The following is a 13,337-nucleotide window of genomic DNA, read 5'->3' on the forward strand; positions in this document are numbered from 1 at the left end:
GGTGGGATGCGCACGGTGGACGTCCTGGTCATCGGCGGTGGGATCGCGGGCGTGTCCGCCGCTTGCGAGCTCGCGGCGCACCGCGAAGTCTGCCTGGTGGAGCGGGAAAGCATGCTCTCCGCCCATTCCACCGGCCGGTCCGCGGCGACGTTCGTGCTCGCGCTCGGCGCCCCGGGGGTGCGCGCGCTGACCCGCGCCTCCGCCGCCACGATGACCCGCCCACCGGACATCTTCACGTCCCCGCTGCTGTCGCCCCGGCCGACGCTGTGGTTCTGCGGCGCGGAAGATCTGGCCGCGGGCGAACGGTTCCGGGCCGAGGTCGCCACGCCCGAGGTGGAGGTGCTGACCCCGGCCGAGGCGCACCGTGCCTGCCCGATCCTGCGCACGGAGAACGTGGCGCTGGCGATGTGGGACCCCACGGGGTCCGATGTAGACGTGGCCGCGCTGCACGCCGGGTACCTGCGCGGGTTGCTCGCGCGCGGTGGCACCGTCCACCGTGACTGGCGGGTGGCCGCACTGGAACGTGACAGTACAATGTGGACGGTCCGAGCAGCTTCCGGTGACGTGGTGCGGGCTCCCGTGGTGGTGAACGCCGCCGGGGCGTGGAGCGACGAGGTCGCGGGGCTCGCCCGTGTGCGGCCGGCCGGGCTGACTCCGTTACGCCGCACGGTTTTCCTCTCCCCCAGCGACGCTTTTCCGCCGCGGCGCGAATGGCCGACGCTGGCGTCACTGGGCGGGTTGTTCTACCTCAAGCCCGAAGGCCGGGAATTCCTGTGCTCCCCGATCGACGCGACGCCCGAAGCGCCCGGTGACCCGAAACCCGACGAGCCGCGGATCGCGAAGGCCATCGAGGACATCAACACGTGGACGCGCCTCGGGCTGCGCCACGTCCGCCGCAGCTGGGCGGGACAGCGAACCTACGCCGCGGACGGTTTGCCGGTGGTGGGCTTCGACCCGGTGGCCGAGGGCTTCTTCTGGCTGTCCGGGCAAGGCGGTTTCGGCATCCAGACCGCCCCGGCGATGGCCGGCCTGACCCGCGACCTCATCGTGCCTGGCGAGGTCTCCCCCGCTCTCGCGGCGGCGGGTGTGCACGCGGAAACGTACTCGCCCGAACGGTTGGCATCCGGCGCCTGAATCCGGCCGATCGGCCGATGCGTCACCCTCGCAAATCTGCGGTGATGGGAAACAGTCCAGCTGAGGGAAGGCGCAGATGAAATCCGTTGAGGCACAAGCCCGCGAACTCGCGGCGAGCTCCGGGCGTTCCTACGAAGACGCACTCCGGCTCGTCCGGATCGAACACCAGGCCCGGCTGACCGTGGCGGACGCGAGCTTCGCGCTCGGGCATCCGGTCGCGGTGCTCGCGGACTCCGGACTCGAGCCGTCGGTCACCGGCACGACGGGCCTCGGCCCGCACCTGCGCGATGTCCGCATCGGATACGGCGGCGGAACGTTTCCCGACATCATGGTCGTGACCAGCATCCCGTTACCCGGCGAGAAACCCGACGAGAACCTGCTCGCGACGGTCCTGCACAACTTCCTCGTCTTCCACGACACGCGCCGGGAAGATGCCCCCGACCGGCGGCTCACCTGGCAACAGGCGACGGCGGCCACCCCGGTACCGGTGGAAGTTTCCTTCGCCGGCACCGAAACCCCGGCGACCCAGCTCACGGTCGGCCGGGTGAAAGCCGTGCGCGTACCCTATCTGACCGGTCAGGTCGTCATCGGCAGTCACGGAACCGGCATACCCGCCCTCGCTTTGACGGGCGAACAGGCCACCGGTGAGCGCGGCTAAGCCACCTTCTCCGCCAGCAGCCAGCACGCGCCCACGCCGCCGCCGTCGACCGGGAAATCGGGCGGGGTCTGCTCGCGGCACAGGTCCATCGCTTCCGGGCAGCGGCCCGCGAACGGGCAGCCCGCGGTGGTCGTCCCGCTGAACGCGTCGCCGCGGATCGAGGGGCGGCGGCCCGCCTGCTGGACTTCCGGGTCCGGGACGGGCACCGCCGCGAGCAGGGCCTTCGTGTACGGGTGGGCGGGCCGGCTGAAAACCCGTTCGGCAGGCCCGGTTTCCACGATACTGCCCAGATACATCACCGCCACCCGGTGCGCGATATGGCGCACCACAGCCAGATCGTGCGAAATGAACAGCAGCGAAACGCCGAACTGTGCCTGTAAATCCTTGAGCAGGTTGATGATCTGGTTCTGCGTCGACATGTCCAGCGCCGACACGGGTTCGTCGCACAGCACGGCCTCCGGGTTCAGCGCGACGGCTCGCGCGATCGCCAGGCGCTGGCGCTGGCCGCCGGAGAATTCGTAGGGATAGCGGTCCAGATGCCGTGCCGAAAGACCGACGACGTCCAGCAGTTCGGCCACCCGGTCATGGCGCTCGCGGCGGTTCAGGTTCGTATGCACCACAAGGGGTTCCGCGATCGACTCGGCCACCGTCATCGCCGGGTCCAGCGACGAGTACGGGTCCTGGAACACCATCTGGACCTTCCTGCGCAGCGCACGGAACTCCCGGCTGCGCATCGAGGTCACGTCGACACCGTCGATACGGACCGTGCCGCCGCGCAACGCCACCTGCCGCAGCACAGCCCGCGCCATCGTCGACTTCCCCGAGCCGGACTCGCCGACGACGGCGACCGTCTCGCCCCGCCCCACCGACAGGCTCGCCCGGTTGACCGCGCGCAACAGTTCCCGCTTGCCGCGCCTGCCGGTGCGGACCTTGAACGCGACCTCCAGATCGCTGATCTCCACAATGGACGGCTCGCTCACGACACACCTCCGCCGAGAGTCAGTTCGGCCGAGCGGACACACCTGACCTGACTGTCCTTATGGGACAAAGTCAGCGGAACCGGTTCGTCACAGGAAGCCGAGTGGTACGAGCAACGCTCACCGAACCGGCAGCCCGTCGCGAACTCCGCCGGCAACGGCGTCGAACCGGGAATCACCGGCAGCCGGTCCGCACGGCCGGACAGCCGCGGCGTGCAGCGCAACAACCCTTCGGTATAAGGATGTCGCGGGTTCCGGAACAGCGTCCGCACGTCGGCCTCCTCCACGATCTGCCCCGCGTACATGACGGCGACCCGGTCGCAGATATCGGCGACCACCCCCATGTTGTGGGTGACGAACACGATCGCCATGTCCAGCTGCGCGCGCATGTCCCGCAACAGGTCCAGGATCTGCGCCTGCACCGTCACGTCGAGCGCCGTAGTGGCCTCGTCCGCGATGAGCACGCTCGGCTCGCACGCGATCGCCATCGCGATCATCGCGCGTTGCTGCATCCCGCCGGAGAATTCGAACGGGTAGGCGCCCACGCGGCGCGTGGCGTCCGGGATGCCCACCCGGTCCAGCACCGCGATCGCCGCCGCCCGCGCCTGCTTGCGTGGCATCGACCGGTGCCGCCGCAGGACTTCGCCGATTTGGTCGCCGATCGTGAACGCCGGGTTCAGGCTCGTCATCGGTTCCTGGAACACCATCGCGATCTCGTTGCCACGGCGGTTTTCCAGTTCACGCTCGGACAGTCCCACCAGCTCGACGCCGTCGAGCTGAATGGACCCCTTGCGGATCCGGGCCCCGGAGTCGCCCGCCAGACCCATGACCGCCAGGCACGACAGGCTTTTGCCGGAACCGGATTCGCCGACGAGCCCGAGCACTTCCGAGCCCTGGACGGAAAAACTCACGTCGTCGACGACCGTCACCCAATCCTTGCCGGCGCGGAACGCGACTTGCAGCCCGCGCACGGAAAGGCGCGGAATCTCTTTGCCCACAGTCATTTCCGCCTCAGCTCCCGGCCCAGCGAATCGCGGATACCGTCGCTGAGCAGGTTCAACGCCAGCACCGAGAGCATGATCGCGACGCCGGGATAAATTATCAGCGCCGGTGCCTGCGCGGTGTACTGGTAGCCCTGCCCGAGCATCGCGCCCCAGCTCGCCTGTGGCGGCTGCACACCGAGCCCGAGGAAACTCAGCCCGGCCTCCGCGACCATCGCCCACGCCATCATCAATGACGTGGAGACGATCAATGGTGACAACACATTCGGCAGCACGTGTTTGCGCAGAATGCGCAGCGTCGGGGTGCCGATCGTGGCCGACGCTTCGATGAACGTCTCGTGCCGGATGTCGAGCACCGACGCCCGCACCAGCCGGATCAGCCGCGGCGCGAACACGATCCCGATCGCCAGCATCGAGTGCGTGAGGCCCGGCCCGAGCGCGCCGGCGACCGCGATGGCGAGAATGAGCGCCGGCAACGCCATCACGGCGTCGTTGGCGGCCATCACCGTCCGGTCGAACCATCCCGAGAAGTAGCCGCAGACGATCCCGATCGGCACGCCGATGAGCACCCCGACGCCGGTAGCCTCGGCCGCCGCGACGAGGGAAACCCTTGTCCCGGAAATGATCCGGCTCAGCACGTCACGGCCGAGCTGGTCGGTGCCGAGCCAGTGCCCGCCACCGGGGCCGCTGAACGCGATGCTCAGGTTCTGCTGGTCCGGATCGTAGGGTTGCAGCCACGGCCCGAAAATCGCCACGATCACCAGCAGCACCAGGAAAGCGAACGCGACGACGGCCAGCCGTTCGCGGGCGAACCTGCGCTGAAACCGGCGCCGCGCCGGCACCGGACGATGTGCCGGGCCCGCCGTGGTTTTCCGGGCGGCCGGGCGCCCTGTGGTCGTCGAACTCATCGCAACCGTGCCTTCGGGCTGAAATATCCATAGGAAAGATCGACGAGCAGGTTGACCACAAGGACCGCCAGCGCGGCAATCACCACCACCGCTTGGATGACCGGCATGTCCCGGTCCAGCACGGCGGTCACCGCGAGGCTACCCAATCCGGGGATGGCGAAGATCTGCTCCACGATCACCGCGCCGCCCAGCAGGTAGGAAAACTGCGAACCGATCACCGTGACGACGGGAACGGCCGCGTTCTTCAACGCGTGCTTCAACACCACAGCCGACCGCCGGACGCCTTTCGCCCGCGCCGTGCGGACATAGTCGTTGCCCAGCACGCCGACCATCGCCGCCCGCATCTGACGGGCGATCTCGGCGCCAGGGGCCGCCGCCAGGGTCACCGCGGGCAGCAGGATGTGCACCAGCCAGCCACCCGGGTTCTGGGAAAACGGCACGTAACCGATCGAGGGCAGCAGGTGTGCCTTGACCGAGAACAGCAGGACCAGCAGCAGGCCCAGCCAGAACGCCGGCACCGCGACGCCCAATGAGGACAGCGCCGAGATCGCCCTGTCCACGAACCGGCCACGCCAGGTGGCCGCGACGATCCCGAGGCTCAGCCCCACCACGACCGCGACGAACGTCGCCGCCACGGCCAGCGCCACCGTGATCGGCAGCCGGCTCGTGATCAGCTCGCTGACCGGGAACGTAGTGAAGATCGACCGGCCGAAATCACCGTGCAGCGCATTGCCCGCCCAGTGCAGGTACTGCTCGACGACCGGCCGGTCGAGACCGAGGTTGTGCCGGATCAGTTCCACCTGGCCGGGGGTCGGGCTTTCCCCGGCCAGCCCCACCGCCGGGTCGCCCGGCACCAGGTAGAGGAGGCTGAACGCGATGATGGACACCAGGATGAGCGACGGGATCATCGCGAGGATGCCCCGGCCGACGAGCCGTACCATAGTCGATTTCCCTGGCTGCTAAAGCACTCCGACAGGAGAGCGCGACGGTTTGTGCTCCGGCCATTCGCGGAAGTGCCGCCGCGCGAACCGCCAGCCCTGCGGGGTGTTGCGGATGATGTCGTCGTACCAGCCCAGCTGCAACACCATGCCACCGTCGTCGGCGGTGCGCGGGCCGATGAGCTGTGCGACGAACCGGACTTCTTCGCGGTCGCCGCGGAGTACGACGTTCGACACGTTGTGGAAATGGCTGCGCGGCCCGCCCTGCTCACGCTTTTCCAGCAGATACTTCGCCAGTTCCCGCAGCGAACTCTGGCCTTTGAACACCTGCCTCGGGGTGACGAACTCGCCGTCATCGGTGAACGTCGAGACGAAGCCGTCGGCGTCGTCGGTGTCCAGTGCCCAGTTGTAGACGGCCAGCAGATCCAGGATTTCGAGACGGTCGGCCACGGTGATCTTGTCGCCGGATGATGTCTCTGCCATGCTCGGGTTCCTTTCCCGTCGCGCTACTGCGACTTGCCGACTCCGATGAGCTGCCAGAAATTGGTTGGTGGGACGGTGAATCCGGTGACGCTGCCGTTCATCACCCAGGTCGCGGTGTTGCCGTAGAGGGGCACGATCGACAACGGGTGCAGCGAAATCGTGTGCGTGATCCGCTGCAGCACGCTCGTCCGCTGCGCCTGGTCGTCGATCGTCTGCGCCTGCGCGGCCAGCGCCGTCACGTCCGCGTTGGTCAGGTTCCCGGGGTTGCGGTAGTTGCCGGGCAGGAAGTACGGCATCGCCAGTGACGGGTCGACGACCGAGTTGCACGGGAAGAACAGCGCCTGCCCCGATTTCTCCTGCCACATCTTGGTGACACCGTCGTTGCCCTGGATGTGCACGAGCTTCATGTCGATGTTGACGGCCTTGAGATATCCCGCGATCGCTTCGAGTTCCGCCTGCGGTGTCGTGCCGAACATGGCGGAGAACGAAAATCCTCCCGCATATCCGGCTTCCGCGAGCAGCGCCTTGGCTTTCGCCACGTCGTACGGATACGGGTCGGGCGTGGCCTTGTCGAACGCGATGGACGTCGGCGGGAAGATCTGCGACGTCGGGGTCGCGTTGCCGGCGAGCACGTTCTTCACGATCGTCGGCCGGTCGATGGCGTAGTTGATCGCCTGCCGCACGCGCTCGTCGTTGTACGCCGGGACGGTCACGTTGTTGACCTGGAAACAGGTGAGGGTGTTCAACGGGGACGCGAGTACGTTGAGCCCGCTCGACTTCGCACTGTCGGCCTGCCCAGTGTCCAAAATGGCCATATCGAGCTGGCCGCTTCGGACGGCGTTGAGGCGCTGCGCCGAGTTGAGCACGCTGACCTGGACCTTGGCCACCTTGACCGCCGGAGCGTTCCAGTACCCGTCCCAGCGTTCGACGGTGTAGCCGGTGCCCGGCTGGAAACTCGTCAGCTTCCACGGCCCGGCACCGACCGGGTCGGTGCCGAGATCGGCCTTGTCCGCCAGCGCCTTCGCGCTGACGATCATTCCGTTGCGGCTGGACAGCAACGGCAGGATCGACACGTCCTTCTTCTTGAGCGTGGCGGTGACGGTCATCGGGTCGGTCACGGTGACCGACTGGATGTTCGACAGCTCCGCGGCCAGTGTCGAGGTCGGGAAGGTCGCGCCGCGGTTGCGGTCGAGGTTGACCTTCACGGCCTGGGCGTCCAGCGGCGAACCGTCCTGGAACTTCACCCCGGGCCGCACGTGCATGACCAGGTCGTTGCCCCGGAATTCCCAGGTCTGGACGAGGTTTCCGGAGATCGAACCGTCAGCGCCCTGGGAAAAAAGCCGGTCGTAGACCATTTCCAGGCCCGGGGTGTCTGTGGTGACGGGTGAAAGGGCGGGGTCCCACTGGGTGTTGACGATGGCGAGACCCACCCGCATGGTCGCGTTCGGATCGGGCGCACCACCGCCGGACGCGGTCGTCGAGGCGCAGGCACTGGCGGTGAGTCCCACCGCGGCTGCCACGGCGCACAGCACCGCACGGCTCTTTGTGATCACTTGGCCTCCACTGTTCGCCATCCGTCCTCGAAGGACGATTTGGGGTGACCGCTGTCGGAGTGGACCTCAGTGAACAGCCGCGCTCATATGTTGTCAAGATATATAATCAAATACCTTTGACAAAGGTTGAGCGGCTGGACGCCCGGTCCGGCCGGCCGGCATCATCACGCCCGGCCGGACCCGGCACGTCGAGCCCCAGGTGTTCCCGCAAGGTCGTTCCGGCGTACTCGGCGCGGAAATACCCGCGCTCACGCAAAATCGGCACCAGTTCCCCGGTGATCGCGTCAAGTCCTCCCGGCAGATGCGGCACGAGCAGGTTGAACCCGTCGGCCGCACCGCCGTCGAACCATTCGATCATCTCCTCGGCGACCTGCCCGGCCGTCCCGATCACCGGGTGATGACCGGCCGCCCTGGCGCGGTACCGCAGCAACTCGCGAATCGTGTACCGCTCGTGCACGGCAAGCCGGTAAAGAATCTCGTACCGGGTGCGTCCCCCGTCGAACTCTTCCGGTGGTTTCAGCAACTCCACCGGGAGCGGGCCGTCCGGGTCGCGATCGGCGAGACCGAGATCCCCGAGCACCCATTCCAGCGCCCGCACCGCGGACGGATAGTCGATGGCGTCGGCGATCTCGTCGGCCAGTTCCCGTGCGGCGCGTTCGCTCGGGCCGATGATCGGCATGAGGCCCGGCAAGACCTTGACCGAACCGGGATCGCGGCCCCGCACACGAACCCGGCCGCGGAAGGTCTCCCGGAAACGCCGCGCCGAAGCCAGATCCGGTTGCGCGGTGAAGATGACGTCACCGAACGTCGACCCGAACGCCATCCCGGCCTCGGACGAACCGGCCTGCGCGAAAACCGGGCGCCCCTGCGGGGAACGCGGGATGTTGAGCGGTCCGGCCACCTGGTAGTAAGGACCGGCGTGGTCGATGCGGTGGATCCGGTCCGCCCTTGCCCAGGTGCCGCCCGCCCGGTCGTTGACGACGGCGTCGGCATCCCAGCTGTCCCACAGCGCGCACACGACCTCGAGGTATTCGGTCGCGCGCGCGTAACGCTCGTCGTGCGGTTCACGGTCGCGGCCGAACTGTTCTCCGCCACCGTAGGACGTCACGATGTTCCAGCCCGCCCTGCCGCCGGAAAGATGGTCCAGCGAGGCGAAATACCGGGCCAGGTTGTAGGGTTCGGTGTACGAAGTGGACACCGTCCCGATGAGACCGATGCGCTCGGTCAGCCCCGCCAGCGCGGCGAGCGTCGTGATCGGCTCCAGCGGATGCATCCGTGGGTGCTTGCCGAAATCGTTGTCGTGCCAGCCGAGAAGGTCGGCGATGAACACCGCGTCGAGTTTCGCGTCCTCGGCCTGCCGCACGATTTCGGCGGTACGGCCCAGTGTGGTCAGCTCCTCGACACGGCTGTCCGGGCGCCGCCATGCGCCGGCGTGGTATCCCGCGACCGACAGGAACAGGTTCAGGCACATCTGAGGAGAATCCGGCATCATCGCCTCCCACACTTGACAATAAATCAAATATTGGGCACGGTAAAGGCCCGCTGAGGGGAGGCAGAGTGAGCGAACAACCGGGCTCGGCCACGTGGTTGAGCCGGCTGGTGTCCATCCCGAGCGTCAACCCCGCGCACGCGGGGCCGCGGTCCGGCGCCGGGGGCGAGGCCGCGATCAGCGCCGCCGTGGCAGGCTGGGCCGAGGAGCTGGGTGCCGAGTGGGTACGAACCCACGGCGAAACCGAGCGGCGCAACGTCTACGCGTTCTTCCCCGGCCGGTCCCGCCGGCTGCTGGCCCTCGATGTCCACTTCGACACGGTCGGTGTCGAGCAGATGACCGAAGATCCCTTCTCCGGCGCCATTTCCGGCGGCCGGGTCTGGGGCCGTGGCGCGGTGGACGCCAAGCCGATGCTGGCCGCGGCGCTGGCGATGCTCGAGCAGTTCGCCGCCGACGGCATCCGGCCCGAGCGTGACTTCCTGCTCGTCGGCACGATCGCGGAGGAGTCCGGCGGTTTCCGCGGCGCAGAGCTGTTCGCCGAATGGGTCCGCGAGAACTCCTTGCCCCTCAGCGAACTTCTCATCGCGGAACCGACGGCGGGCGCCCCGGTCTTCGGCCATCAGGGCGGGGTCGGCGTCGAGTTCGTCATCGAAGGGCGCACGGCGCACTCATCACGGCCCGAGGTGGGCGCCAACGCCATCGACGCCGCCGCGGACATCGTGACGGCCATCCGCACCGAACACGGCCGGCTTCGCCAGGCCACCGCCGGCGCGTTACTCGGGCCGGCCAGTGTGTCCACAGTGGAAATCTCCGGCGGCGGGGTGCGGAACATGGTGCCGGGCAAGTGTTCGGTGTTCGCCACGCGGCGGCTGACCGACCACGAAACCATGCAGCAGGCGGCGGACGAGCTCATCGCGATCGCCCGCGCCGCTTCCCCGTTGCCGTTCACGACGACCGTCGGCCGCGGCGGCAACCCGTTCCTGACCTCGGCGGACGATCCGCTGGTACGGCGCCTCGCCGAGCTGTCCGGCCGCAAGCCCGGGGTTTCTTCCTTGGGTACCAACGCGTTCCGCTACGAGGGGCTGGCCGCGCACACGGCGGTCTTCGGTCCCGGCTCCCCCGATCAGGCGCACGCGCCGCAAGAATGGTGCGAGATCGGCGAACTCGAAAAAGCGCGGGCGGTGCTGACGGAGTACCTGCTCACCCCGGTCGAAGACAGTCCACAGTGAACCGAAAGGGCCGCCGGTGATCCCCATCCCCACCGATCTTCCGCTCAAGGTCGACCTCTACAGCGACACCCTGACCAGACCGAGCGACGAGATGCGCGAAGTCATGGCCGCCGCCGCGGTCGGAGACGAACAAAAGGGCGAGGACCCGTCGACCAACGAGCTGCTGGATCTGGTCAAAGCGTTGCTGGGCAAGGAAGAAGCCGTGTTCCTGCCGTCCGGGACGATGTGCAACGAAATCGCCTTCGCGGCGCATTGCCGGCCGGGTGACGAGATCCTGCTCGACGAGAAATCGCATGCGCTGCAGTACGAAGGCGGCGGTCCCGCCGCGCTGGCCGGTGCGCTGGTGCGACCACTGCCCGGCGAGCGAGGGGTTTTCACCGCGCGGCAACTGGAAGGCGCGATCAAACCCGTCAGCCGGTACACGCCGCGCACCCGGCTGGTCTCCGTCGAGCAGCCGTCCGTGGGTGCGGCCGGGCACTGCTGGACCCTGCCGGAAATCCGCGACGTCACCGAGGCGGCGCACCGGCACGGGCTGCGGACCCATCTCGACGGGGCGCGGCTGTTCAACGCGGTGGTGGCGACGGGAACGAGCGCACGGGAGTTCGCGGACGGGTTCGACTCGGCGTGGATCGACCTGAGCAAGGGCCTCGGCGCGCCGTTCGGCGGGGTGCTGGCCGGGGACCGCGAGTTCATCACGGAGGCGTGGCGGCTGAAACAACGCTGGGGCGGTGCCATGCGCCAGTCCGGCATCATGGCGGCGGCGGGCACCTTTGCGTTGCGGCACAACATCGACCGGCTCGCCGAGGACCATGAGAACGCCCGTGTGCTGGCGGACAGGCTGGCCGCCAGCACGCGGATCTCGGTCGATCCCATTGAGGTCGAGACGAACATCGTTCTTTTTGATCTCGTGCACACCGAGATGAGTGCCATGGAACTCAACGAGCGGCTGATCAAAGAAGCCGGCGTGCGGGTCAGCGCCTTCGGCCCGTCCACTGTCCGGGCCGTCACGCATCTCGACGTGTCCACACCGGACATCCTCTACGCGGCGGACGCCATCGCCGGGATTCTGGCCGCCTGAGCCGCCGTCAGCCCCCGGTCCACTCCCCCAGCGCGTCGCGCCATGCCCCGCCCGCCGACGGCCCGGCCCAGGCGATGTAGCCGTCGGGCCGGACAAGGACGGCGGGGCCGTCGTCGGTGCGCTCCGCGTGCCGCAGACCCGGCGCCTCGGGCCGGGCCGCGGCCCGCTCGCGGATCAACACGAAACCCGGCGCGCGTTGCACCACCGTCAATCTCTCGCCGGCGAGCGGGATTTCGGTGGCGCGGGTCCCGACGAGCGCGTGTTGCCCGCCGCGGCGCCGGTACCGCAGCCCCGTCCCGGCGAAGCTGCCGGCGATCGCGTCACGCACCGCCGGGATGCGCGCAAGTCGCGGTGCGACGACGTCACGCAGCCCCCGCGCGACACGCGGATTCAGTGTGACGGCGCGGGCGATGAGCCCCGATTGCCGCAGCACCCGCCTGCCGATCGGATGGCGTTCCGCGTGATACGTGCCGAGCACGGATTCCGGGGCGCCATCGAGCACGGCGGCGAGCTTCCACGCGAGATTGGCCGCGTCCTGGATACCGGTGTTCATGCCTTGCCCGCCCATCGGCGAATGCACGTGCGCGGCGTCGCCGGCGAAGAACACCCGGCCGTGCCGGTAACGCTGGATCTGCCGCTCGTCCGAATGAAACCGTGACAGGGAACCGATTTCCCGCACCCCGAGATCGGCGCCCATCGCCCGGCCCAGCACGTCGATCACCTCGGACGGCTCGGCGGCGACGCTGTCGGGGACCTGGTGGCCGCGGTCCCACACCATTGTCCGGTACCAGGAACCGTCCGGCTCGTCCCGGCCATACGGGGCCAGGAAAGCGAATTCCCGGCGTGTGCTGCCGAGCCTGAGTCCGCCGCCGGGACCGTTACGCAGCTTGACATCGGCGAGCACGACCGACGACAACATCGTCTTCCCCGGGAAGTCGATGCCCAGCAGGCCGCGAACCGTGCTGTGCGCACCGTCCGCGGCGACGACGTAATCCGCCCGCCACGTGCTGCGCTGCCCTGGATCGTCCTTCGACCGCGCGGTGACGGTCACGCCGCCGGAATCCTGATGCAGCGCAACGACTTCCATCCCACGCTGGATGTCGGCGCCCTGCTCCTTCGCGTACTCCCCGAGCGCAGTGTCCACTTTGGTCTGTGGCGTGACCATGACGTACCGGTACCGCGAACGCAGCTGCCGCAGGTCGATCCGCGCACCCCCGAAGATCGAGACGGTCGGGGCCCGGTTCGCGCCCGCGAGCAGATCGTCGGCAAGACCCCGGGCATCGAGCACTTCGAGCGTGCGCGCCATGGTCGCGAACGCACGGCTCGACGGGTGGATCTCCGGCCGGCGTTCGAGGACGGTGACCGACCGGCCGGCGCGGGCCAGATCGCCCGCCGCCGTCATGCCGGTCGGCCCGCCACCCACGACGACGACGTCCGTGACGTTCACCGTGCCGGGGTGGCGTTGCCGGGCTGGGGGTACCAGCGCCGGACGTCGCGCGGCGTCGATTGGGGCGCGAAGTTGAACACGAACCGGCAGCCGGGCTGCGTGCGGTGCGCGTCGTTGACGATCGACTCGAACAGCTCGGTGTGCTCCGCGACGAGCCGGATTCCCGCGCCGATCAGCACGGCGTCATAACGCCTGGCTTCCAGCCATTTCCGGGCTTTCGCGGCACCGGCCTCGCCGAAGCCGATCAGGCAGTTGTCGACCTCGTACCCCGCCGCTTGCAGCCCGGCGACGTTGTGGTCATTGGCCTTGCGCAGTTTTTCCTTGGTGAGCCCGGGAAACTGCCGGAACGCGGGCGAGGAGTAATCGATGGCGTCGGCATCCAGTCCTATTTGGATGACGGTCACGGTCATGGTGCTCTCCTTCCGGGCCAGCCTTGTCAACG

At 68.4% G+C, this 13,337-nt stretch carries 13 protein-coding genes; 4 read left to right on the forward strand and 9 right to left on the reverse strand.

What is annotated here, in order from left to right; translation table 11 throughout:
* The first annotated feature begins 6 nt into the window (after positions 1 to 6).
* The gene (locus GKO32_RS27030; RefSeq protein ID WP_154759728.1) at positions 7 to 1,134 is read left to right on the forward strand and encodes an NAD(P)/FAD-dependent oxidoreductase; all 1,128 of its coding nucleotides are present in this window, start codon (positions 7 to 9) and stop codon (positions 1,132 to 1,134) included.
* 76 nt (positions 1,135 to 1,210) lie between these two features.
* Positions 1,211 to 1,792 carry a hypothetical protein gene (locus tag GKO32_RS27035; RefSeq protein WP_154759729.1) on the forward strand — a complete coding sequence of 194 codons (582 nt, stop codon included), beginning with the start codon at positions 1,211 to 1,213 and terminating at the stop codon, positions 1,790 to 1,792.
* On the opposite strand, the gene GKO32_RS27040 is transcribed toward GKO32_RS27035, so the two are convergent.
* The 7 genes from GKO32_RS27040 to GKO32_RS27070 all read right to left on the reverse strand — a co-directional run bounded on the left by GKO32_RS27040 (position 1,789) and on the right by GKO32_RS27070 (position 9,141).
* On the reverse strand, positions 1,789 to 2,772 hold the full coding sequence (locus GKO32_RS27040) for an ABC transporter ATP-binding protein (protein WP_312868596.1): 984 nt from the start codon (positions 2,770 to 2,772) through the stop codon (positions 1,789 to 1,791). The two genes, GKO32_RS27035 and GKO32_RS27040, sit on opposite strands and share 4 nt — an antisense overlap.
* The gene (locus GKO32_RS27045; protein ID WP_154759730.1) at positions 2,769 to 3,773 is read right to left on the reverse strand and encodes an ABC transporter ATP-binding protein; all 1,005 of its coding nucleotides are present in this window, start codon (positions 3,771 to 3,773) and stop codon (positions 2,769 to 2,771) included. Before GKO32_RS27045 ends, GKO32_RS27040 begins: the two co-directional genes overlap by 4 nt.
* Positions 3,770 to 4,678 carry an ABC transporter permease gene (locus GKO32_RS27050; RefSeq protein WP_154759731.1) on the reverse strand — a complete coding sequence of 303 codons (909 nt, stop codon included), beginning with the start codon at positions 4,676 to 4,678 and terminating at the stop codon, positions 3,770 to 3,772. Before GKO32_RS27050 ends, GKO32_RS27045 begins: the two co-directional genes overlap by 4 nt.
* Positions 4,675 to 5,619: an ABC transporter permease gene (locus GKO32_RS27055; RefSeq protein WP_154759732.1), complete on the reverse strand. Its 945-nt coding sequence runs from the start codon at positions 5,617 to 5,619 to the stop codon at positions 4,675 to 4,677. Before GKO32_RS27055 ends, GKO32_RS27050 begins: the two co-directional genes overlap by 4 nt.
* Before the next feature lie 18 nt (positions 5,620 to 5,637).
* Positions 5,638 to 6,099, reverse strand: a complete 462-nt coding sequence (locus GKO32_RS27060; RefSeq protein WP_154759733.1) for a nuclear transport factor 2 family protein — start codon at positions 6,097 to 6,099, stop codon at positions 5,638 to 5,640.
* Positions 6,100 to 6,122: 23 nt separating this feature from the next.
* Positions 6,123 to 7,652: an ABC transporter substrate-binding protein gene (locus GKO32_RS27065; RefSeq protein WP_166459750.1), complete on the reverse strand. Its 1,530-nt coding sequence runs from the start codon at positions 7,650 to 7,652 to the stop codon at positions 6,123 to 6,125.
* Between the two features lie 106 nt (positions 7,653 to 7,758).
* Entirely contained in the window at positions 7,759 to 9,141 is a 1,383-nt protein-coding gene (locus GKO32_RS27070; RefSeq protein ID WP_166459751.1) for an NtaA/DmoA family FMN-dependent monooxygenase, read from the reverse strand.
* A 68-nt stretch (positions 9,142 to 9,209) separates the two neighbouring features.
* Between GKO32_RS27070 and GKO32_RS27075 the strand changes: the two genes are divergently transcribed.
* Both GKO32_RS27075 and GKO32_RS27080 read left to right on the forward strand, forming a co-directional pair.
* The gene (locus GKO32_RS27075; protein ID WP_166459752.1) at positions 9,210 to 10,370 is read left to right on the forward strand and encodes a M20 family metallopeptidase; all 1,161 of its coding nucleotides are present in this window, start codon (positions 9,210 to 9,212) and stop codon (positions 10,368 to 10,370) included.
* 16 nt (positions 10,371 to 10,386) lie between these two features.
* The gene (locus GKO32_RS27080; protein WP_208024558.1) at positions 10,387 to 11,448 is read left to right on the forward strand and encodes a threonine aldolase family protein; all 1,062 of its coding nucleotides are present in this window, start codon (positions 10,387 to 10,389) and stop codon (positions 11,446 to 11,448) included.
* A gap of 7 nt (positions 11,449 to 11,455) precedes the next feature.
* On the opposite strand, the gene GKO32_RS27085 is transcribed toward GKO32_RS27080, so the two are convergent.
* Entirely contained in the window at positions 11,456 to 12,895 is a 1,440-nt protein-coding gene (locus tag GKO32_RS27085; RefSeq protein ID WP_208024559.1) for an FAD-dependent oxidoreductase, read from the reverse strand.
* The gene (locus tag GKO32_RS27090; RefSeq protein ID WP_154759737.1) at positions 12,892 to 13,305 is read right to left on the reverse strand and encodes a hypothetical protein; all 414 of its coding nucleotides are present in this window, start codon (positions 13,303 to 13,305) and stop codon (positions 12,892 to 12,894) included. Before GKO32_RS27090 ends, GKO32_RS27085 begins: the two co-directional genes overlap by 4 nt.
* Positions 13,306 to 13,337 lie beyond the last annotated feature (32 nt).

The organism is Amycolatopsis pithecellobii (assembly GCF_009707865.1).
GTDB classification, from domain to species: domain Bacteria; phylum Actinomycetota; class Actinomycetes; order Mycobacteriales; family Pseudonocardiaceae; genus Amycolatopsis_E; species Amycolatopsis_E pithecellobii.